The organism is Thermococcus argininiproducens (assembly GCF_023746595.1).
In the GTDB taxonomy this organism is placed as follows: domain Archaea; phylum Methanobacteriota_B; class Thermococci; order Thermococcales; family Thermococcaceae; genus Thermococcus_A; species Thermococcus_A argininiproducens.
In genome coordinates, this window is sequence record NZ_CP080572.1 from 734,954 (window position 1) to 757,181 (window position 22,228).

General features: G+C 38.9%; 22 protein-coding genes. 12 read left to right on the top strand and 10 right to left on the bottom strand.

What is annotated here, in order from left to right; all coding sequences use genetic code 11:
• The first annotated feature begins 9 nt into the window (after nt 1-9).
• Genes K1720_RS03850 through K1720_RS03860 form a run of 3 tightly spaced genes read left to right on the top strand, consistent with a single transcriptional unit; the run spans nt 10 to nt 1,732 of the window.
• Nucleotides 10-627, top strand: a complete 618-nt coding sequence (locus K1720_RS03850) for a potassium channel family protein (protein ID WP_251950072.1) — start codon at nt 10-12, stop codon at nt 625-627.
• On the top strand, nt 614-1,210 hold the full coding sequence (locus K1720_RS03855) for a potassium channel family protein (protein ID WP_251950074.1): 597 nt from the start codon (nt 614-616) through the stop codon (nt 1,208-1,210). The genes K1720_RS03850 and K1720_RS03855 overlap by 14 nt, the downstream gene beginning before the upstream one ends.
• A 51-nt stretch (nt 1,211-1,261) precedes the next feature.
• Nucleotides 1,262-1,732, top strand: coding sequence for a hypothetical protein (locus K1720_RS03860; protein ID WP_251950076.1), 471 nt, complete (start codon nt 1,262-1,264; stop codon nt 1,730-1,732).
• Here K1720_RS03860 and K1720_RS03865 read toward each other — a convergent pair.
• The 4 genes from K1720_RS03865 to K1720_RS03880 all read right to left on the bottom strand — a co-directional run bounded on the left by K1720_RS03865 (nt 1,729) and on the right by K1720_RS03880 (nt 5,924).
• Nucleotides 1,729-3,243, bottom strand: coding sequence for a metallophosphoesterase family protein (locus K1720_RS03865; RefSeq protein ID WP_251950078.1), 1,515 nt, complete (start codon nt 3,241-3,243; stop codon nt 1,729-1,731). The genes K1720_RS03860 and K1720_RS03865 overlap by 4 nt on opposite strands.
• A gap of 5 nt (nt 3,244-3,248) precedes the next feature.
• The gene (locus K1720_RS03870) at nt 3,249-3,659 is read right to left on the bottom strand and encodes a CBS domain-containing protein (protein WP_055280801.1); all 411 of its coding nucleotides are present in this window, start codon (nt 3,657-3,659) and stop codon (nt 3,249-3,251) included.
• A 64-nt stretch (nt 3,660-3,723) separates the two neighbouring features.
• Complete coding sequence (locus K1720_RS03875; RefSeq protein ID WP_251950080.1) at nt 3,724-4,623, bottom strand: 2-phosphoglycerate kinase; 900 nt, start codon at nt 4,621-4,623, stop codon at nt 3,724-3,726.
• Complete coding sequence (locus K1720_RS03880; RefSeq protein ID WP_251950082.1) at nt 4,620-5,924, bottom strand: 2,3-diphosphoglycerate synthetase; 1,305 nt, start codon at nt 5,922-5,924, stop codon at nt 4,620-4,622. The genes K1720_RS03875 and K1720_RS03880 overlap by 4 nt, the downstream gene beginning before the upstream one ends.
• Before the next feature lie 260 nt (nt 5,925-6,184).
• Between K1720_RS03880 and K1720_RS03885 the strand changes: the two genes are divergently transcribed.
• A complete protein-coding gene (locus K1720_RS03885; RefSeq protein WP_251950084.1) occupies nt 6,185-7,297 on the top strand; it encodes an aromatic amino acid transport family protein in 1,113 nt (370 codons plus the stop codon).
• Here the strand turns inward: K1720_RS03885 and K1720_RS03890 are convergent.
• Nucleotides 7,273-7,563: a hypothetical protein gene (locus K1720_RS03890; protein WP_423837318.1), complete on the bottom strand. Its 291-nt coding sequence runs from the start codon at nt 7,561-7,563 to the stop codon at nt 7,273-7,275. The two genes, K1720_RS03885 and K1720_RS03890, sit on opposite strands and share 25 nt — an antisense overlap.
• A 92-nt stretch (nt 7,564-7,655) precedes the next feature.
• On the opposite strand from K1720_RS03890, the gene K1720_RS03895 reads away from it, so the two are divergent.
• Both K1720_RS03895 and K1720_RS03900 read left to right on the top strand, forming a co-directional pair.
• Complete coding sequence (locus K1720_RS03895) at nt 7,656-10,247, top strand: ATP-dependent helicase (RefSeq protein WP_251950086.1); 2,592 nt, start codon at nt 7,656-7,658, stop codon at nt 10,245-10,247.
• A gap of 25 nt (nt 10,248-10,272) precedes the next feature.
• Complete coding sequence (locus K1720_RS03900) at nt 10,273-11,469, top strand: PQQ-binding-like beta-propeller repeat protein (RefSeq protein WP_251950087.1); 1,197 nt, start codon at nt 10,273-10,275, stop codon at nt 11,467-11,469.
• Here K1720_RS03900 and K1720_RS03905 read toward each other — a convergent pair.
• Entirely contained in the window at nt 11,466-13,328 is a 1,863-nt protein-coding gene (locus K1720_RS03905) for a prolyl oligopeptidase family serine peptidase (RefSeq protein ID WP_251950088.1), read from the bottom strand. The genes K1720_RS03900 and K1720_RS03905 overlap by 4 nt on opposite strands.
• Before the next feature lie 139 nt (nt 13,329-13,467).
• Complete coding sequence (locus K1720_RS03910) at nt 13,468-13,938, bottom strand: L-2-amino-thiazoline-4-carboxylic acid hydrolase (RefSeq protein ID WP_251950090.1); 471 nt, start codon at nt 13,936-13,938, stop codon at nt 13,468-13,470.
• Between the two features lie 286 nt (nt 13,939-14,224).
• Between K1720_RS03910 and K1720_RS03915 the strand changes: the two genes are divergently transcribed.
• Complete coding sequence (locus K1720_RS03915) at nt 14,225-14,893, top strand: DUF4097 family beta strand repeat-containing protein (protein WP_251950091.1); 669 nt, start codon at nt 14,225-14,227, stop codon at nt 14,891-14,893.
• On the opposite strand, the gene mrtA is transcribed toward K1720_RS03915, so the two are convergent.
• The gene (gene mrtA, locus K1720_RS03920) at nt 14,880-15,476 is read right to left on the bottom strand and encodes a CPBP family archaeomyxosortase MrtA (RefSeq protein ID WP_251950094.1); all 597 of its coding nucleotides are present in this window, start codon (nt 15,474-15,476) and stop codon (nt 14,880-14,882) included. The genes K1720_RS03915 and mrtA overlap by 14 nt on opposite strands.
• A 33-nt stretch (nt 15,477-15,509) precedes the next feature.
• Nucleotides 15,510-16,376, bottom strand: a complete 867-nt coding sequence (locus K1720_RS03925) for an FKBP-type peptidyl-prolyl cis-trans isomerase (RefSeq protein WP_423837319.1) — start codon at nt 16,374-16,376, stop codon at nt 15,510-15,512.
• 131 nt (nt 16,377-16,507) lie between these two features.
• Between K1720_RS03925 and cysS the strand changes: the two genes are divergently transcribed.
• Together cysS and K1720_RS03935 are read left to right on the top strand one after the other, a co-directional pair.
• A complete protein-coding gene (gene cysS / locus K1720_RS03930) occupies nt 16,508-17,932 on the top strand; it encodes a cysteine--tRNA ligase (RefSeq protein ID WP_251950096.1) in 1,425 nt (474 codons plus the stop codon).
• A 73-nt stretch (nt 17,933-18,005) separates the two neighbouring features.
• Nucleotides 18,006-19,319 (top strand): M20/M25/M40 family metallo-hydrolase, encoded by a 1,314-nt coding sequence (locus tag K1720_RS03935; protein ID WP_251950098.1) that lies wholly within the window; start codon nt 18,006-18,008, stop codon nt 19,317-19,319.
• A 45-nt stretch (nt 19,320-19,364) separates the two neighbouring features.
• On the opposite strand, the gene dmpI is transcribed toward K1720_RS03935, so the two are convergent.
• A complete protein-coding gene (dmpI, locus tag K1720_RS03940) occupies nt 19,365-19,553 on the bottom strand; it encodes a 4-oxalocrotonate tautomerase DmpI (RefSeq protein WP_251950100.1) in 189 nt (62 codons plus the stop codon).
• A gap of 209 nt (nt 19,554-19,762) precedes the next feature.
• Here dmpI and K1720_RS03945 point away from each other — a divergent pair, with 209 nt between their 5' ends.
• The 3 genes from K1720_RS03945 to K1720_RS03955 all read left to right on the top strand — a co-directional run bounded on the left by K1720_RS03945 (nt 19,763) and on the right by K1720_RS03955 (nt 22,226).
• The gene (locus K1720_RS03945) at nt 19,763-20,410 is read left to right on the top strand and encodes a phosphoribosyltransferase (protein WP_251950101.1); all 648 of its coding nucleotides are present in this window, start codon (nt 19,763-19,765) and stop codon (nt 20,408-20,410) included.
• Nucleotides 20,385-20,714, top strand: a complete 330-nt coding sequence (locus K1720_RS03950) for a hypothetical protein (protein WP_423837320.1) — start codon at nt 20,385-20,387, stop codon at nt 20,712-20,714. Before K1720_RS03945 ends, K1720_RS03950 begins: the two co-directional genes overlap by 26 nt.
• A 543-nt stretch (nt 20,715-21,257) precedes the next feature.
• Nucleotides 21,258-22,226, top strand: coding sequence for a metal ABC transporter solute-binding protein, Zn/Mn family (locus tag K1720_RS03955; protein WP_251950102.1), 969 nt, complete (start codon nt 21,258-21,260; stop codon nt 22,224-22,226).
• Nucleotides 22,227-22,228 lie beyond the last annotated feature (2 nt).

A 22,228-nucleotide genomic window follows, 5' to 3' on the forward strand; every position in this document is an offset into this window, starting at 1 on the left:
GATTGGTAGATGGAAGAATTCGAGGAATTTGAATATCAACCCAAAAGCGTTAAAGAAATCTTCATAGAGATGAAAAACATTGTTGAACTCATGGTTGACCTTGCGTATACAGCAATTCTCTTTGGAGATAAAGAGATAGCTGAAGAAGTGCTGGACCTCGAGGAAAGAATGGATCTCCTAAATTATCACTTAATGACCCATGCGGTTTTAGCTGCAAGAAATCCAAAGGAAGCAGAACAGATAACCTCTGTTTTACAAATGGCCAATTCAATAGAAGATATTTCCAATGCTGCTGGAGATTTAGCCAAAATGGTCCTAGAAGGTGTTGCTCTTCATCCCGTTATTACAGAAGCTATTATGGAGAGTGAAGAGGTTATAACTAAGATATTAGTTTTTCCTGACTCGATTCTTGTAGGAAAAACCCTAGGAGAACTTGATCTTGCAACTAACACTGGAGTTTGGGTAATAGCCGTTAAAAGAGGAAAGAGATGGATATTTGCTCCTGATAAAGAGTTTAAGATAAAACCAAATGACGTGCTCATTGGAAGGGGAACTCACACATCGGTAGAACATCTTAAGGAGATTGCGAGAGGGATTATTAGGGTGATTGGTGATGAAAGAACTTGAAGAGATTAGAGACTGTCTTATAGAGATGAAAAATCTTTCCTCTCTTATGGTCGATCTTGCATTTTCATCAGTTATGTATAACAGTGAGGACATTGCCGATGAGGTTTATATTCTTGAGGAGAGGATGGATGAGCTTACATTGAAGGTTAAGAAGTTGGCTTTAAAGGCTGCCAAGTATGAAGAAGACCCTGAAAAACTTTTGAGTATAATAGAAATGGCAAATATAAATGAACAGATATCAGACTCTGCTTATGAAATATCAGACCTAGTACTTAGGGATGTTGAACCACACCCAGTAATAAGAAAAATAATGCATGATGTTGACGAAGAGATAGGCAGGGTAAAGGTTAACAAAGGATCAATATTAATTGGAAAAGCCTTAAAACAGCTTAAACTTCCTACAAAGGTTGGAGTCAAGTTGATTGCTATAAAAAGAGGTAGCCGGTATATTTACAACCCTTCCAAGGATGAAGTTATTGAAGAAGGAGATATACTTATAGCAGTTGGTTCTGGTATTGACCGTTTAAGGGAGCTCTCCAATGAGAAAGGGGAGGAAGGGGAGTTTATAGAAGAAGAGGAATAATTATAAAGCCTTTTGTTTATTTTGCTTGTAAAGAAAAATGGAGGCTTTGAGATGAAAGTTGAAGGATTTGTTGCAAGTTTGAAAAATGCTGAGACGATTGAAGGACTTTTTGATATACTTGAGAAAAAAGGTGCTCCGGTTATAGAATTCGATGGACAAAAAACCCTCGTAGTTGTGGAGGGAGACTTTGAGGGTACGCCTTTTTGGACTGAGATAAATGGCAAAAAGGCAAACTTTGCTCTTGGGGATGCCATGCTCAATTCAGCGAGCTTTCCGTTTAAGTGTAAGAAGCCCTATACTGGTGGAAACGCAATATTTGTAAGTTTTGAGAACATCGAAACAAGTGAGTTCCTAGTTGCTTACAAGTCAGAGACCGGTGCGCAAATATTCTATGTAAAAGATGGAAAAGCAAAGAAAATTGATGAAGAAAAATATGAAGAGCTCATTGATAAGATGCCAGAATTTAAGGTCAAGGGGTTTAGTGAAGAGCAGATGGATATGATGGGTGCATTCTTCGGTTAATTCCATGGTACTTTTGTTTTTATTTTCCATAAGCCCAAGAGTTTTCTGGATCCCCAGGTAGCTTGGATTTCAAAGGCCGCTACCATGTCCTCGTAGATGTCTATTATATTGAAAGAGTTACCAAAGGGGTTTCTATGTAATTCCCAGCTTATTGAACCGGCGTTTATTATTGGTGTTTCTTCGACTTTTATTCCTAGACTATTTCCTCCATGACCTGTGAGGACCAAGTTTGTATCCTCCTCAGTAAGTATCTTTAGGACATTTCCGCCATCTTCTAAAAACCCTATTTCTCTGCTTTTTGGTATCGGTGTTATGTTATGATGCATGACAACAACTCGGAACTTCTCTTCATATTCTCTCAGGTGTTCTCTAAGGATTTTTTGACCTATTCTTCCAACAACTCCTATAGGCGTCTCGTATTGGACTGATATAATGGGAATAAAGATAAAATTGCCCTTTTCCAAGATTTTTGGCTCTTCAAAGTATTCCCTAAATAACTCATAACCTAAATGGGTTATGTCATTATGTCCAGGGACTAGAAGTTTCTCGGGCTTTATCTTTTCCCAGAGTTCGTGAGCTTTTGAATAATATCTTTCGATACCAATATCCACCATATCTCCACAGTGGATTACCAGATCTGGCTTATATCTCTCATTAATGGCCCGTATAGCATTTTTGAAGACTCTCTCTCTAAAGTATACTCTATCTGAGACATTGCTTTCACTCATCTGAATAATCCTGAATAGTCTTCTTCTCTTTGGTATGAAAATTCGTTGTTTCTTTATCTTAAACTCTCTCTTATGAATATCTCCAGTCACTCTTTTTGTCGCTACAGAAATTTTGCCATCTTCTCTTATTTTAATTATATTATAACTGTTTACATCTCCTTTTCTAGTTTTTCTACAGGAGGTACATCCGGAGTTTGCCACTACAAGACCTTCTACCCTATAAATGTTAGGGACATGTTTGTGTCCACAAATGTAAAGGTTAACCTCGTGTTTAAGGAGCAGATCTAGGACATCACCCGCATTAAAAAGAACGTTTCGTTCTCTCCCAGTATCGGGAAGCGGGACAAGATGATGATGGGAAGCGACTATTTTAAACTTCTTGTGTGAGTATTCCTCAAGCTTTTCCTTAAGCCATTGGAATTTGTATCCTCCTATTCTTCCATTATTCAAGTCTGGGATTGTTGAATCCACCCATATTATGACTAAATCTTTCCACTCATATACACCATTCAATGCACCAATGTACTTTTGGAAGAGCTCATATCCAACATTTCTGGCATCATGATTGCCAGGTAGCACTATAAGGGGTTTTTGTATCTTTTTTAATTCATAACTCGCTCGTTCGTATTCTTCTCTTAATCCCTCGTTTGTAACATCGCCTGTGTGAACAACCAGGTCGTAATCTAGTGTATTTACTTCATTAACTATTAAGTCATAGGCGTATCCTTTGTAAGCTTCCCCGCTTGTTATGTGAGTGTCGCTTATGTGAGCTATCTTAATCATGTTTATCACTCTACCGAGATAGCTGTTTCGAGTTTTCTTCTACTGGCTTCAAGAAGATCACTGAGGGTAAAAATACCAACAACTTTCCCTTCTTCTTTAATGAGCATGTGTTTTATTCTCTTTGCTGCCATTATTTTCAATACTTCTTTTAGTGGAGTATTTGCATCTACCGTAATTAAATCCTTTGTCATGATCTCCGTTACGGGGGTCGTATAAGCCAAACCTGGAACGATAACTCTTCTTATAATGTCGCTCTTTGTAAAAAATCCTATAACTTTTTCATGTTGGTCTATGACAACCAGAGACCCAATATCAAATTCTACCATTATCTTACAGGCTTCTTGGATAGTATTATCTGGCCTTACCCCTATCAACTTTTTAGTCATGTAAACCTTTATTGGGGCATTTTCATCCATTTGAATCACCATAATGGGATCTATAAATAATAATATTTGTTTAAAGATAAAAGGATTTTTGTTGTTAGATTTCTAATTTAATCCCTCTTTCCTTAAGTCGTTTGGGTATTTCTTTCATCAGATGGGTCATTATAGTGTTTATGGATTCTTCGAGCTCGATATTCTCTATTATGGGAACTCCATGTTCTTTCGCTTTTTTAACTAAATAGTCTTGAATGTGGATAATATCTTCGATATTTTTCACATAGTATTCGGCAGGTCGAAGGCTGTAACGTGCTCTTTCGTAAAATCTTGCTTCAAGAGCTTCAAGACTTCTTACAGTTATCATGTACATAAAACTTCTTTCGTTAAGTGTTAGATACCCTGGGACGAGGTGGATTCCCTCTATTATCGTGTTGAATCCCTCGTTATATGAACGTTCTATGACTGCGTTAATTCCAACGCTTATGTATCTTACTTGGCTTTCAAATCCATAAATAAGGGGATTTACATCTCTTGGCACATTCCTAAGTTCTCTCCAAGCTAAAAATGAAGAAGTATGGATTGCAGGGAGGAGGTCTCTGCTGATCATTTTTCTCATAACTTCTCTAACGGTATCCGTGCCTATCACAGTTCTTATACCCAGTCTAAATGCTAGCTCGGTTGCAAGAGTGGATTTTCCAACTCCCGTTGCTCCACCAAGGAGTATTATCATTGGGTACTTTAGCTTTCTAAGTTCGTGCCAAAAGAGGTATTTTCTTGCAGCATCCTTTAGACCATGCTCTAGAAGCTTTTTATACGCTATTTCTCTGATTTCATCTTTTGTTATCAGTTTTACCTTTCTTCTCTCTAGATCCTTTACTATCTCAGCAGCTATAGAATAGGCTATACCAACATCAACACCGGTGGAAGTTATAGACCTAGTAAGGATTCCTCTGGAAAAGGGGATTTTTGTCCTTTTTTCAGGATCAATTACGATTATCATCTTTGAACCCCCTTAAGGTCTCGCCCTATTTCCAACACAGAGTCTCTCAAATCTTTTCCATCTATATTAACTGGTTCGTTATCGAGATATATAACATCTTTCCCCTGTTTGAGGGCTTCCCTTGTGACAACGTCCACGGCAGCAGCTTTTAGTTCTACAAGAATCGTGTCATAATTACTAAAACGTTTCAAATCTTCCCTTAACTTCGGTCTGTTGGCTAAATTATGGCTTTTACCAATAATCTCTACATTGTGGGATTCCTCTAAGTGTTTAGCTGCTTTTTCTAGGCCTTCTGGAGGTGCTGTCATAATGAGAATTGCCTTTTTTCCTGTTACTTCGCCCAATGGTCTTGGTTTAAATGCAGTTAAATGGATATCGGCTTCAGGGTTTATTTCACTTAGGAGTTTCTTGAGGACTCTAAGTTTTTCTTCATTTACCATGTCTGCAAGAGTCACTATAATCAAATCCGCCAGTGCCACTCTAAATGGACCAAAATAGCTCTTAATGAACTCAAGTTTTTGTGGTGCTCCGACAACAGTGATGTATTTATCGGCTTTCACCGCTGGAAAAGTTGCTCCACTACCTTCAAGTATGACTATGTCCCCTTCGAGTTCTTCGGCTAGCTTTATACCTTTGTCAACTATGTCAAAGAAGCTAAAGCCTGCCATTCCTCCCCCACATCTTCTGCATCCTATTGTTAGTACTCTTGCTGTTAAAGCATCTTCAAAGTGGTCTGATGCCGCATGTCTTCCTGATTCAGTTATTTTAATGAGAAACTCAGGAGTTATCTCAAGCTTATTTCCTTCTATTATCTCTGGTTCTTCTGGTCCTCCTCGTCCCATTGTCACGATTATGGGTTTTGCAATCTCCTTAAGGGTTCTTGCAACAAATCCGCTTACAGCGGTTTTTCCTACTCTTTTTCCAGTTCCAAGGATTGTGAGCGTGGGTTTATTTATTCTCTTTAATTTCTTTGGGGAGAATTCAAAATCTGCACCCTTGTACTTAATGCCAAGTTTCAATAAAAGGGCAGCTATCCTAAATCTGTCTTCATAGTTTACAACAGGTTCATCGCTCAGGTCTACGACTTCTTCAATTATGTTCTCTCTAATCGCTTTCTTAATTGCTGATAGGTAATTATCCTCATGATAAAGTTTAACCCCTATCTCTTTTTCTAGGGATTTAATATCTCCTATCTTCTCAGTACCCCCTAAAAACACTGCACAGGAGACATTTCCAAGCTTTTTAATGGCCCATGCAGTTACATCGGGATAGTGCTCCCCATCTATCAGCACCATTCTCATTTTTCCACCATAGAGATTTAGTTAGTTTAAGTATAAAATTCTTCTGGAGGACCCCTACATATATCTCCCTCCTTTAACCTTTTGAAAGTCTTTAGAACAAGAGAATTTCGATGATATAGGCTTAAATCACCTTTATTCTGCTTTTATTGTTAGATGTATTTAAGTGTCCTTTGGTGCATTTATTTGTCTTTTAGAGGACTCTTTTTTACATATAGCAAGACTTTTATATTTGTGAAACTTTTTTCACCAGTGGTGGGAGCATGAAGAGGCTGACACTCGCTGAAGCAAGCGCAATACTGATAGGAACTCAAATTGGAGCTGGTGTTTTGGGTTTGCCATATGCTTTAAGAGAGGCTGGACCGATATTGGGAGTTATTGTGATAATTCTTACGGGCCTTTTAACACTTCTAACTGCATTATTTGTTTTGGAAGTTGCCTCTAAGAGTGAGGGGAAAAGTCTTTCAAAACTTACCGAAGAGCATCTCGGAAAATTTGGTGGGATTCTAATGTTCATGAGTATCTCAATCTTAGCTTATGGGGCTCTTATAGCATACATAGCGGGGAGTGCAGATATACTCTCTTCGTTACTTGGAATTAGGGCAGAAATTGTTGCAGTGATATTCTGGATGGTAATGAGTTTAATTGTATTTATGGGCCTTAAGACTTCTGGAGAGGCCGAATTAATTCTCAATGGAGTCCTTCTTTCTGCCATTATCATTTCAATAGTGCTTGTCTTTGGGAATATTTCTTCAGAAAATATAAGGTATGCAAACTCCTCCGCTGCTCTACGTGGAGTAGGAGTAGCACTATTTGCTTATGTTAGCCATATGGTAATTCCTGAGCTTCTGAAGGGGCTTAAAGATGTCAAAATTGCAACAAAAGCAGTTTTTGTAGGGTATCTCACTCCAATGATACTCTATGCTCTTTTTATCTTGGCTTTTATTGGTGCATTTGGGTCTGAAACTCCTGAACTGGCAACAAAAGTACTTGAAGCTCTTTATGGTTCTTTAGGGAGGTGGCTTGGTCTATTATTGCCCTTAGCAGCCATATGTACAAGTTATATAGGAATAGCACTTTCTCAGATGGATAACATTAGGGAAATGCTTGGGTGCAGTAAGATAAGTTCATGGCTCTTAGCAGTTGCACCGCCTTTGGTAATATATTTTGCTGGTCTTAAAAGCTTTGTAAATGCTCTATGGCTTGCAGGAACCTTTGGGGGAGTAATCTATGCTGGGATACTTCCAACCCTCATGTACCTTAAGGTGAAGAAAAAAGAAGTGAATTTCCATTTGCACATCCCCCATGGGATAGTGTATTTGTCTGGCCTGATATTTCTCATGGTTTTTGTTTATTCTTTGGCGTCTCTTGTTTGAACTTTGTATTTTACGAGATATTTTCCCGTTTCAAATTTTTCTTCAAATTCTAAAATTTCAATTGGTTCTACAATTATCCCAAATTCCATCGCTTCCCATTTCATGTCATCAAAGTAATCAAAAAGTCCACAAGTCTTGCAAAATGAGCCTTCAAACTCGATTATAACTTCTTCATCTTTAATCTCTTTTAGCTTTGCACGTGCTTCACTTCCATGTAATCTGTTAAATTCTTCAATTACTTTTGGGATTTTCTCCATGGTTCTCATTTTTTTAATTTAGTTATGAATATTTAAACGCTTTTGTTCGAAAATCGGATGAAAATTTTTAAGGCCTCGTTATATAGGATGAGTGAAGGGGCATGATAAGTTTTGCCGATAGAGAATATTCAGATGATGAAATATATGCTATACTTGATGAACCAATTAGAGAGTGGTTTAGAGAGAAATTTGGGACGTTCACACCCCCTCAGCGTTATGCCGTGGTAGAGATTCATAAAGGAGAAAATGTTTTGATTTCTTCACCAACAGGTAGTGGGAAAACTCTATCCGCTTTCTTAGCAGCTATAAATGAGCTTGTTCTCCTAGGAAAAAAGGAGGAACTCGAGGATAAAATTTACGTCCTTTATGTTTCCCCACTCAGAGCTTTAAATAATGATATACGAAGGAACTTAGAAGAGCCTCTTAGGGAAATACGGGAAGTTGCAAAAACTTTAGGTTATGAGTTGCCGGAGATAAGAGTTGCAGTGAGGACAAGTGATACATCAAGCTATGAAAAACAAAAGATGGTGAAGAAGCCGCCTCATATTTTGATCACAACTCCAGAAAGCTTAGCAATAGCTCTAAATGCTCCTAAATTCAGTCAGAGGTTAAAAACAGTTAAATACGTAATTGTGGACGAAGTCCATGCTCTGGCTGAAAATAAGAGAGGTACTCACTTAGCCCTCAGTCTTGAGAGGCTTCAAAATTTGGCCGGTGATTTTGTGAGGATTGGTCTTAGTGCAACGATTCACCCTCTTGAAGAAGTTGCCAAGTTCGTTTTTGGCTTTAATGAGGATGGTACACCTCGTTCAGGACTAATTGTAGATGTGAGTTTTGCAAAGCAAACTGAAATTGTCGTGGAGAGTGTTGTTGAGGATCTCATATATTCTCCTGCGAGTGAGCTTAGTGAAGCCCTGTACAAACGTTTGGACGAACTCATAGAACAGCACAGAACAACTCTAATATTCACGAATACTAGAAGCGGTGCCGAAAGAGTTGCTTATCATCTCAAGAAAAAATATCCAAAATATGCTGAATTAATTGAAACCCATCATTCAAGTCTTTCTAGAGATGTTAGGCTTGAGGTAGAGGAGAAACTAAAGAGGGGAGAACTCAAAGCAGTAGTCTCTAGTACCTCCCTGGAACTTGGAATTGACATTGGAAGCATTGACTTGGTTGTTTTAATAGGATCACCGAAAAGTGTGAATAGGGCTTTGCAAAGAATTGGAAGAGCGGGTCATAGATTGCATGAGGTCAGTAAGGGAGTAATTCTTGTTTTGGATAGAGATGATCTGGTAGAGTGCACAGTCTTAGCTCACAACGCAAGGAATAGAAGGCTTGATAGAATTAAAATTCCTCAGAACCCGTTGGATGTTCTCGTGCAACATGTTCTTGGGATGGCCCTGGAGAGGGTCTGGGATATAGAGGAAGCATATAATCTTGTGAGAAGGTCCTATCCCTATCGTAACTTGAGTTTTGAAGATTTTATGTCTGTTTTGCGTTACTTGGCGGGAGAATACACAGGGTTAGAAGAGAAAAGGGTCTATGCGAAAGTATGGCTAGATGAGGAAGAGGGTAAATTCGGTAGACGAGGCAAAATGACGAGGGCTATTTATTACATGAATACAGGTACAATTCCTGATGAGGCTAAGATTGAGGTCTTTACTCTCGATAAACACTTTATAGGCACTGTTGAAGAGGAATTTGCTGAGAGATTGATGCCAGGAGATATTTTTGTTCTATCTGGAAGGACATATGAGTTTAGGAAATCTAGGGCCAATAGAATTTATGTTCAACCCAAAGAGGGCGCAAAGCCTACAATTCCAGCTTGGTTTTCCGAAATGCTTCCCTTGAGTTTTGATCTTGCATTAGATGTTCAAAGATTTAGGAGGGAGGTTAAAAATCTCTTAGATAACAAAAGAGCCAAGAGTTTTCTAATGAAGAAATACCAGATAGATGAGAAAGCGGCAAAGGCCATTATGGGCTATTTTAGAGAGCAAGCAAGGTATTCAACCGTTCCTGGGGATGAAATAATTCTTGTTGAAGAGATCTTTGATGAAAGAAGGGCAAAATACTTCTTCCATACCTTGATAGGCAGGAGGGCCAATGAAGCCTTAAGCAGGGCCTTTGCTTATTTGATTAGTAAGAAAAAGAGATGCAATGTAGGAATAGCTATAAGCGATAATGGTTTTATGCTTATTTTGCCTAAAGAAAAAGTTCTGAGTGAAAATGAAGTCAAAGAACTTTTCCAAGTAGAAGATTTAAGAGAAACTCTAAAGAAGGCCTTGGATAATACGGAGCTTTTGAAGAGGCGTTTTAGACACGTAGCCAACAGAGGATTACTAATACTAAGACGTTACATGGGGCGGAAGAAGAGCCTAAGTAGACAGCAACTCAATGCACAGACTTTATTGAGGCTTTTAAAGAAAAATTATCCAGAGTTCCCACTTCTCAAAGAGGTTTATCGTGAGATAATGGAGGATAAGATGGATATAGAGAATGCGGAAATTTTCTTGAGCTGGGTAAGGGAAGGTAAGATAAAAGTGGTGGTAGAGCATAATGAACTGCCATCACCTTTTGCCTTTAACCTTGAAGTGATTGGAGCTAGTGATGTTGTGCTGATGGAAGATAGGAGAGAGTTGATTAAGCAGTTGCATAGTAAAATAATGAAACTAATAGAAGAAAAAGCTTAAATACGTCAACGAGCCAAAGATAGTGGTGGGATCTGTGAAAAAGAGGTGGATTGCCAATTTTGTGCTGCTTTTGTTAGCTCTTTATACTGCTAATTACGCTGAACTAATCTCAGAAAAAGACCCCGTGTTGAACACTTTGTGGAGGTTAGATTTTGGAAATTTCGAGGAAAATATTGCGGGTATTAAATTTATAGAGAGTCGAATAGTAATTGCGACCTCACATAATGATATCGAAAGGGATGCTAAAAATGCTCATCTCATTATCATCGATGAAAAAGGCAATGTGCTAAGAAATGTCACTCTTCTGCGGTTTGTTGCTTCTTTCGATGCCTCCCAGAGAATTATTGCACTGGGGACTGCAGATCTAAAATGGCTCAATGAATCCACCTTCACATTTTCTCCCTTTTACCTTGTAGTTTATTCTCCAAACGGTTCTGAGCTCTGGAGAAGAGAATTTAACGCGACATCAGTGAGTACTGCCAATGATTTAGTTGTAGTGAGAGGCTATATAAAAAATGGTAGTATAGTGAAGGTCTTTGACATAAATGGAAACGACCTCTGGAGTTTGAATTTTGGTGAAAAAGTCGCAACAAATGGAAAAATTGTTGTAGTGGCTGAGAAGGGTAAAATTTATTTCTTTTCCAGAGATGCCGAGCTTATAAAAATTGTTGAACCTTGGAAAGGGATAGTTGATCGTATGAGACTTACAGATGATGGAAAGCTTGTTGTGGTTTTCTACTCCCGTGAAGGGCAGTTTTTAGGAGTTTATGACAAGAATGGCGACTTTCTTTGGGGTAAAACTTTCCTGCATGTAGAAGATTTTGCAATCTCACAGAACTATCTCATTGTATGCGATGCAGCATTGCATATATTTGACTGGTCTGGAAGAGAAGTCTGGAATGATACGATGTATTATCTCTTATACCCAGAAATAGGCATTGCTTTAGGAAAAATTGCCCTCTCTCCGGATGAAAGATTTATAACTTATGGAGATGCTGGAGTAGGTTTTATTATAAATCCACTTTTTGATAAGGATAAAGACGAAATTTTGGATGAAAACGATACTATTCCAATAAACAACGGGTTGTTTTGGAGAATTGTGATAATTTCTGGTGTAGGTTGGTTAGTGGTTTGGATAAACTTATGGGAACGGAAAAAGGAGCGTGAAAAAGCAAGAAAAAGATATGAGGAGATAAAGGCTACCTTTGAGGATAGAAGCTAAACCTCAACTCCCAGAGTCTTAATCACAAATGCCAGCATATCTGTTAATTCTTTAACTCTTGTCTCCGCTGAGGCCCCCATGTGTCCGCTCTTTGTTTCCACTCTTAAGTAAACGGATGCACCAACGTCTTTGAGCTTCTTTGCAAACTTTAATGCATGAGCTGGATGAACTCTATCATCGTATAGTCCGGTGTAAATTAGTGTTGGTGGGTATTTTTTGGTTGGATCGATGTTATGGTATGGGGAATACTTGACAAGGAACTCTCTGTCCTTTGGGTCATCTGGATTTCCATATTCTGGAATCCACACACTTCCAATGTAAAGCTTATGGAAGCGGAGCATGTCTATAACAGGATATCCAATTAAAGCTGCATCTATAACATCGGGTCTTTGGACAAGTGTTGCTGAGACTAAAAGACCTCCATTGCTCCTTCCCCATGCAGCGACTTTATATCCCTCACTCTTAAGCTTCTCTAGAACTGCTATAAAATCGTCAAATACGTTCTGTTTGTTTTCTCTCATACCAGCTCTGTGCCATTCTTCGCCGTATTCACTTCCTCCTCTTAGATTTGCCATAACAAATATCCCGCCCTTCTTAATGAAGGGAATCACATGAGAGAAAAATCTTGGCGAGAGGGATATGTTGAAGCCCCCATATCCAAAGATCCATGCTATTTTCTCATCTCTTTCTCCTTTAACTATGAAGTAGTGGATTTTAGTTCCATCCCTTGAAGTTGCAAAGCTTTCTTCTACTTTGAATGTGTCTCCCAATTTGATTTCATCTACAAGCTCGAGTCTCTCACTAAATCTGTAAATCTTGTATGGCACTGTAAAGCTTTCATATCTAAGGAGAACATTCTTCCCATCGTTATCGAGAGGATGAATCTGGCCGGGTACGTCAAATTTTATCTCTTCTATGAGTGTTCCATCTAGTGTGAAGACCCTTAAGAGTGAGGATGCATGAACCATGTAGCCGGTAAGTATCTTATCTTCTACTATAACGGCCCATTCAAGGGGAAATTCATTTTCTGGGAGAATCTCTTTTATTTCCTCTCCTTCGATCATGACTATTTTTCCAAGCCCTTTTCCCTCTCTAGTATATATGTAGAGCTTTCCATCTTTGTAGTCTATTGGATAAGCAGGAACTTTGCTTGAGTACACTTTTTTCCATTCTTCTGGCTTATTTATGGGCCCAAAGTATATATCGGCTTTGTTCCATCCAAAGGTAACTGTTAGCATTGCCCATTTTCCATCTGTGCTTTTCTGCAGGTTCATAAAATACCCTGAAGCTAGGCCTTCACCAAATATCATCCTTTCTTTGTCTCCTTTCTTAAGGAAAACTCTCTCTGCTGGAGGCTCCATTCCATCGGGTGTTTTCTCTTTTCTATAGAAGCGAGCAAAATAATAACCATCGTCAAGGAAGACAATGTTCCATAGAGATGGCTTTATTTCTTCTAAGATCTCTCTACTTTTTAAGTCGATTATTCTTGTTATTCCTTCATCGGCTCCACCAATGGAGAAATTGTAGGCTAATCTTTTTCCTTCTTTATCTACAGTAAATCCTTGTAGAAGGACCTCGTCGTTAAGTTCTTTTTCAAGTTCCTTTGAGTCCACTATTACCTCTCCGGTTTCAAAGAGTTTTATGAGTTGTCTATCCCTCTCTTTTACTTGCACAAAAATCCCTCTTTCTGTAAGCTGGGCCCTCCAGATGTTGGGTAAGTAATAGTACTCCCTAACATCGTCTATAAGTTCGTCTGGAATATCTCCAATGAACTCTCTAAAGTGTGCGTTTTCTTCCTCTATGAACTTTAACACTCTCTCATCACTTAGGTTTTCCATCCAGAGGTATGGATCTTCCATCGAAGTCACCATTAAGATATTAAATTTAACGTTAATAAGAATATCGCTAACCTCTTCTAATCATTATTTGAGTAGGAAGTCGCTAGATAATATACTCTCGATCATGCTTTGGTTTGAAAATAGATAAATAAGAGAAAAGTCAGTTTTTAGTTTTTAACCTCACATCAAATAAACATACTTCGTCGCCTTTTAACACGTTTTTGGGCCTTTTAAACTCCACATCGGAGTTATACGCTTTCACCAATGCGACATCTTGCTCACAGTATATGAGGCCTATTTCCCCTGCATCTTTCTCTTTCCAGACTTTTGCAAAAGGACAAAAAGTTACCTCACTGTAGTACGTTGTTTCATCAACTTTTCCTTTACTTTTCCAAGCTTCTTTCAATGGCATATCATAATATCTTGATAGGTTTTCCAATGTTAAAGGCAATCCCTTGCTTAAAACATCCTTTCTAATATTTTCGCCTCTTTCCGATCCAAATTTCTCTATAGCTCGTTCCAAGGCCTTTTTCCCTTCTTCTCCAAAGGTGTCTATTACTTCTTTTGAAAGGTGGTAGAAGAGGAGAGCCATAATTTCAGCCATCTTTTGAACATTACTTTTTTCATTCATTAGAGTACCTCCTTTTCAGTAGATTTCTCACATGAACCATTGTTTAATAACTCTAAAAACCTTCTTGTGAGATCGTACCATAAACTTTTAGGTTAGCGTGGGTTTAGTTATGAAATAGGGATAAGACTAAAGAGAATACTAAAAAGGCTCCTAGAGATATTTAAACTTTCATTCTAGCTTTTAGTAGAAGTGAGCTTCGTGAGTGTTGGAAGTGCCAGACTACTGATCAGTTTTGACCACATTTTTATTTTCTCTTGACCACTCTATTATATATTAGGTGATAGGTATGATTGAAGTAGTTGAGAGAGAATACAAAATGGAGCCCGGAATGAAGTTAAAGCTTGGCAATATAAACGGTTACGTGAAAATGGAGGGTTATGATGGGAATACATTAAAACTCAGAGCTGAGAAAAAGTGGGGCCTTTTAGGTGCTGAACCTAAGATAAAAATCAAAAAAGAAGGAAACACACTCATAATAAAGGTGAAACAGAAAAGAAGCTTTGGAATAAGCATTGGCGAAAGTGCGGTTAATTTTGAACTTCTTATTCCGAAAGAAGTTGAAATTGAGGTGGCAAGTGTTAACGGCTCGATAACTGTTAAAAACATTTCAAAAGCGGACAAAATAGCCACAGTAAACGGGAGAATACATGTTGAGAATGTTGAACCTAGAAAAATTTCGACCGTAAATGGGACAATAAAAGCATTAATGACAAGAATTAGCAGTGATGCTGGTATATCTACTGTAAATGGCAGTATTGAAGTTTATGTTCCAAAAAACGCCAATGTGGAAGTTAGAGCAAGTACTGTAAATGGAAAGATAACTACTGACATACCAGGAGAGATTTCAAAGACACCTATTTACGGACCAAAATCATTCATGGGGATTCTTGGAGAGGGAAGACACAAACTGAAGATATCTGCAGTGAATGGGAGTATTACAATTAAGCTGAGATGATGCAGAGGATATCAAACACTATTGCACCCATCCAGTGAAGAAAAAAGCTTGGTAGAAAGCTCTCACTTTTTAGACCTATTTTTGCAAATGCTATTCCCGCAAAGAATGAATAAGGGACCTCCAGTGCTGGCTTTCCTATATGTACAAGAGTATATGGGATATTTTGTGCGAGTATGCCGAGCCACTCATTTTCCTTAGCCAGGGGAAAGAGTAATATTCCTCTGTAAAATGCCTCATGGGCAAACATTACAACTCCGATGAGGAGTTCTTTGAAGAGAAACTCTGACCAGGACGTGTAGGTGAAAATAGGATAATAATCTCTGAAGGTGCCTAATCGGGAGGCATACATGCTTATAGGAAGCGCCATGAAAAAAAGCATAAACGCCCATTTATATCCTTCTTTTTTGCCAAATTTAAACCCCATCTCATTTAGCTTAAACCCAAGGGAGTACGCTACTATAAGGGGAATTATCACATAAAAGAGGATATTATAAAAAGCCCATTCATATATGTTAGTCCCTAAAGAACGACTAAGAATCACGAGAAAAATTCCGACGAGATAAAGGGCGAATGAGCTTTTCAAAGGTGACCACCAAATAAAAGAGGGTGGGGAAGATCACTCCTCTTTGGTTTCATTCTCTACGGTGCTTTCTTCATTGGCTTCTTCGATTTCTTCGGCTTCTTCAACTTCCTTAGCGATTTCTTCTGGTGCTTCTTCAGTCTTCTCCTCCATCTCAGGTTCAACTTTTTCGGTTTCCTCTTCTTCAATCTTAGCTTCTGGAGGTTTTAGAAGATCTTCAACTGTAGGCTTGAATTCTACTGTTTCGTAACCCAAGAACTTGAGGTCACTTTCTAAAAGTATCTCACCCAGTACAAGGGTTCTTGGATCTAATGTTTGTTCTCCGAAGTCTATCTTTACATCCTTCTCGCCAACTTCAATCTGCACTTTTTCAAAGTCGATTCTTGGGATTCTAAGGTCTATTAGAGCTTTTACTTTTTCTATTGGGTCTTCGATTTTTTCAAGAATCTCGACTTCATATACTGCAGTTTTCCCAGCAAACGGGTGGTTAAAGTCAACTCTAACTCTACCACTTGAAACGCTCATAACTCTTCCTTTGAGTTTTTTTCCACTTTCTGTTTCTATTTCCACATCAAGTCCAGGGAATGGATAAATGCCTTGTCTTCTGAACTGGCCTATTGTAAATGTTTTTATGAGTTTGGGATCTCTCTTCCCGAAGGCCTTTTCTGGAGGGATCTCAAGAGTGTACTTCTTCCCAACTTCCAGGCCTTCTAAAGCTTCGTCAAGACCTTTTATAACATGTCCAGCACCCACTGCTATTGGCACTGGCCCGTAAATGCCCTTTTCATTGTAAATGCCAGCTTCTTTTGCAACGTCTTCATGAGTTGTATCAAATATCTCTCCAGTCTCTTTGATCTTTCCAATGTAGTGAAGCTTTATTACATCCTTCTTTGCCACTTTCATAATCATAACCTCCTGATTACCTTTTTTCAAAAGCTGGTTTAGATTATGGAATGGGGTTTTTAAGCTTTGCACTTGCCGAAAGCGATAATCTAATAAAAACCTTAGAGAACTTTTTCTGGGTGGTAGAAAAAATGAAAGTTTACAATACGATGACAAAGCAGAAAGAGGAATTCAGACCTTTGAGAGAAGGCGAGGTCAGGATGTACGTTTGTGGGCCCACAGTTTATGATTACACTCATCTTGGACACGCAAGGACCTACATAGCTTTTGATGTGATAAGACGGTACCTCGAGCATAAGGGATATAGTGTCTTAATGGTGATGAATTTTACTGATATAGATGACAAGATCATAAGAAGGGCACAGGAAACAGGGGAAGACCCAAATAAGCTTGCAGAGAGGTTTTTAAAATTCTTTTTGGAGGACATGAAGTCGTTGAAGGTTAAACCCGCCGATATTTATCCAAGAGTTACAGAGCACATTCAGGATATAATTGAGTTTGTCAGAAAACTTGAGGAAAGAGGATACGCATACGAAGGTAGTGACGGTGTTTATTTTGAAGTTAGAAAATATGGAGAATATGGCAAGCTAAGTAAAATAAATCTTGAAGATCTCAGAAAAGGAGCAAGAGTCGAGCCAGGAGAAGGAAAGAGAAATCCTGAGGATTTTGCTCTCTGGAAGAAGGCTAAACCTGGAGAACCAAAATGGGACAGCCCATGGGGAGAAGGGAGGCCTGGGTGGCATATAGAATGTTCTACCATGAGCACGAAATACCTTGGGGAGAGCTTTGATATCCATGGCGGTGGAAATGACTTGATCTTCCCGCACCATGAAAACGAAATAGCGCAGACAGAGGCATGCACGGGAGTAGAATGGGTTCGTTACTGGCTTCACACAGGCTTTGTGATGGTAAAAGGAGAGAAAATGAGTAAAAGTCTTGGAAACTTTGTCACTATAAGGGAACTCCTTGAAAGATACTCACCTGAAGTTATAAGGTTCTTTGTCCTTCAAAAGCACTACCGTTCTCCTCTTGACTATACAGAAGAAGGAATTCAACATGCAAAGAACAACCTTGAGCGTTTATATAACACCATTGAGAACATAAGAATAGCAATGGAAAAAGCTGAGATACCGTTCAAATGGGAGAAAGAGGAATTTGAGCTCTATGAAGTTATAAGAGAAGCTAAGAAGAAGTTCTATGAAGCTATGGATGATGACTTCAACACTGCTGAGGCTATGAAGCCTATATTTGAAGTTGCAAATGCTGTAAACGTTTATCTCACAAAAGTTGAGAAACCAAAAGAAAGTGTACTGAGAAAGGCCATTGAGTTCTTCAGAATAATAAGTGAAGTTTTCGGGATCTTTGAGGAATACTTTAAGGAAGCTAAAGAGAGCAAAGAAGAAGAACTCATAGAGTTGCTCATTGAGGTGAGAAGCACACTTAGGAAGCAGAGGAGCTTTGAATTGGCAGATAAGATAAGGGCAGAACTCAGAGAACTAGGAATTCAGCTTGAAGATACCCCCGAAGGGACAATTTGGAAGAGGATAAATGTTTAGCTCTCTTCTTTTTGATTTTGGCTTTAGCAATTTTTAAATATCCTTTCGATGAGAATCTTAATGGTGTACTCCTATGGAGGTAATTGAACTTCTTTCTGAGCTTGTAAAATTCGACACAACAAATGATCCGGGAAGGGGAATAAAACCACCAAAAGAATGTCCTCACTTCATAAGGGATACTTTAGCTTCATGGGGAATTGAAAGCGAACTAATAGAGAGAAACGGCTACTATGCTGTCTACGGAGAAATTGGAAAAGGAAAACCAAAATTGCTTTTCATGGCCCACTTTGATGTTGTTCCAGTGAATAGGGAAGAATGGGAGACAGAACCCTTCGAACTAACGATCAAGGGGGATAAGGCTTATGGTAGAGGAAGCGCTGATGATAAATCAAATGTTGCTGCAGTGATGCTTGCTGTTAGGGAGCTCTCAAAAATGGATCTTAATGGAAAAGTTTTGTTTGCATTTACTGGTGATGAGGAAATAGGTGGAGCTCTAGCTATGCATATTGCTGAGAGACTCAAAGAGAGGGAAAACCTACCAGAATACATGATAAATGCCGATGGAATTGGAATGAGGCCAATAATCCGAAGGAGAAAAGGTTTTGGTGCTTCTATAACTGTTCCTGCAGAAAAAGTTACAATTAAAGGAATTCTAAAGGAGACAACCTTTAAAATAAACACTCCAGTAATTGAAACACGACACGCTGCGTATTTCCTTCCAGGAGTTGATACTCATCCAATGATATCTCTTTCCCATTTCTTGAGGAATACAAACTTTATTGCAGTAAGTCTCGAAGGCAGATTTCTAAAGTCCAATGTGGTTCCAAGTGAGGTGACTCTCAAATATCTTGAACCAGGAGAGGGAGAAAATGTAGAGGTTGATTTGGGTTTAACTAAACTCTTGAGGGCTATTGTTCCATTAGTTAGAGCATCAATAAAATCAGAAAAATACAGTGATTATGGGGTTTCAATAACTCCCAACCTCTATTCCTCTCAAAATGGAAAACACACTCTCAAACTCGATATACGAATGATGGGGTATTCACAGGTAGAAATCGAAAAGGTGCTGAGGGAAATACTGGATTTTAATATTCCAGAGGCAGAACTTATAGTAAAAAGTAATGAAAAGGCTGGTTACCTCTTTACTCATCCAGAAGAGAGAATAGTAAGATCAATGCTTGAAACACTCAGAGAATTCAGTGAAAGTGTGGAACCTGTTGAAGGGCCAGGAGCTGCTGATTCTAGGTTCTTCACACCTTACGGAGTTAAAGCAATAGACTTTGGTCCCAAAGGAGGAAACATCCATGGACCAAATGAATATGTAAGTATAGAATCGCTCAAAATATTGCCTGAAGTGTACAAGAAAGTTGCACTTAAGTTACTCTGAGGAACCTGGAAATACATTATATGGGTATGATGGGTTCATTCTTTTTCACTGTTTCTTTTTGAAATCTAACAATAATTCTCCATTAATTCCGACATTCTCGGGAGAATTTTCCTTTATAATCACTGTTATATGGTCTATCCCATAAATCTCTGATGCAACTTTCGTAAACCTTTTCACTAGTTCTCTCTTTTTCTCAACACTAATTGGGGGGCCTTCGACAATTATGGTTGGCATTCCATTCACCCACTCTTAAATTAAAGTTTAGAGTATATTAAAAATTCTACTCTTTTCTTAGTTGTTTAAGTGGCAATGGTTGCCAAGTTTTCAAAACGATCGGGCATTTTAACTTCCTTTGTGGCTGGAAGTCTCGTTGTTTACGACTAAAAGAGGTCGGTGGGAAAAGCTTAAATATCTCCTTCTTATTAACGTCAGTAAGGGAAATCATGAAAAAGTTTCCAGCATACTTAGCTTCTTGGGACGATATAGAAAGATGGGCTAAAGAAGGTGCAACAAAGATTCTTGAGAAAGAGTGGAGACCAGATGTTGTTGTAGGTCTTGCAAGAGGAGGGTGGATTGCTGCAAGGCTCTACTGTGATTATATCGGGGTTAAAGACCTTGTAAGCATTAAGGTAGAGCATTGGGGAGTCACGGCAACCCCAGATGGAAAAGCAAGACTGAAATATGGAACTCAGTATGAGTTTGAAGGTAAAAAAGTTTTGATAGTTGATGATATAGCCGACACAGGAGAAAGCCTAACTCTTGCAAAGAACTATGTTGAGAGTAAAAACCCAGCTGAAATCAAAGTTGCAACGCTCTTGACAATCAAAACCTCGAAGTTCCAGCCAGATTATTTTGGAGAAGAGATTGATTGGGCGTGGATAGTGTTCCCATGGAATTTTGTTGAGGATATGATAAACCTTGTAAACAACCTCTTTGAGGAGAAGGAAACTCTCACTTTGGATGAAATAGTTGAGTTGTTTAAAGAATTACACGGTATGGAGGTTCCGAAAGAAAAGCTTGAGGAAGCCTTGAGATTTGCCCAGATGAGAAAGATATTTAAATCAGATGGGCAATCTTGGCGCAAAGCCTAAGGTTGTGATATCTTTGGATAAAGAAGATATGATAAAATCAATAAAGGAGCACAGCAACTATTCCAGAGAGATTTACGACATGCACGAGGAAGTCATCAACGAGGCATTGGAAAACTATGAGCAGCTAAAAGAGGAGTACTTAAATGGACACTCTAGGGCTAGAATCGTGAGGATAGTGATAAACGAGGATAACAATCTACCCTTGGCCATAGAATTCCATCGCAAAGATGACTCATTTAAAGGGTTCAGCATAGCAATTGGAAAGCCTTACATAAAGAATGGAAAAAGCAACGGTCATGAATGAACATAGAATCCTTCCTCTATATTCGCTTCGTCGTATATTTGGTAGCTTATCTTAGCTTTTGAAAGCCTCGCCTTTGGGACGGGATGTGGTGAACTGTCCGAGTGAACCTTTAAACCACCGAAACTTTTTTAAACTTGTCAACGTAACAAAGTCCTGAAGAGGCCACTTAAGAACAACTCCATGAGGGGTTCATCGTGTCCTCCCGTTATTGGGAGGATGACGCCGTTAGGCGTCCTCTTAAAACCGCCTTCAAGTGGTTTAGAACTCTGAAGGGTGATCTCTGGGGCGATAACCCCGAACCGCTTTGCGGTAGGGGTAATGGGCCTAAGACCGGGCCTGCGGGCTGAACTGAAAGGGGCAACCCAAGTAAGTGATGGGCCCGCAAACCGAACCGCTCATGGCGAGGGGTTAATCCTCACCCTTCAGGGCGGGGAGGAGGTCAGTAGATAGTATGTTGGATTTTTGTATTTCCTTTTCTACACTTATTTGCATCTCTGCAAAACTTTAAAACATCTGAACCCAACATTATTAGGGTGGCCTAAAATGAGAAAGATAATAATATTTTTGATAATCATGCTTTCACTCTCTTCCCCAGTCATAGCTCAAGAAAGACCACTAGTAATCACAAGCATAGCTCCGATAGCAGAAATAATTAGAGAAGCCTTTGGGGAAAGTGTTCAAGTGGAATATCTTGTCCCTCCAGGGGTTGATCCACACCAGTACCAACTTACTCCAGAACAAATTGAAAAAATTCAGAAGGCTGATGTTATACTCACGATTGGTCATTTACCAGCTGAAGAAAAAATAGAGGAGATTGAGAAAGAAGGAATCTTGAAGGGAGAAGTTTTGGGCATAGAAGATTACCAAAAGCATGGTTTTCATTATCTTCCTGAGAGGTGGTACTATAACAAGAATAACCCTCATGGAGTGTGGCTTGACCCATACAATGCCCTTGCAATTGCTGATGCAGTTAAAGATGTTTTGTCTGCTTTTTATCCTCATGAGAGTTATTTTGATATCCAGTACTCTCTATTTAGAGCTAAGATAGAGGGTATGATTCTTTCTTATCAAGCTCTTAACATAACGGGAAAAAGAGCAATAGTTGAACTTCCTTCTCAACAGTATGCAGTGGAATGGATGGGGATGGAAGTTGTAAGTTCAATAAGACCTGAAGAGGAAGTTCCGGCTAGAAGTGTAGATGAGCTTTTAGAAATAGCAAAAACTATCGACGTGATAATCTACTCTGAGGATTCTCCTACCTCTTTAAAAGAGGCTGCTTTTGAGCTTTCACGAAGAAGTGGAGTGCCAGCAGTTGAAGTCTCTACGACATGGATAGGCAAGAAATATTCGGAAGTACTTGCCCAAAATTCTGCTAACATTCTCCTAGCATTTAAGGAGCCTCCATATAAAGAAGTTCCTCAGTCTGCAAGCTTGAACACCACTTATATCTTCCTTTCGTTTATAGTGGGTATAACATTGGGAGCAGCTATAGGCGTAATAATAAAGAAATAAAA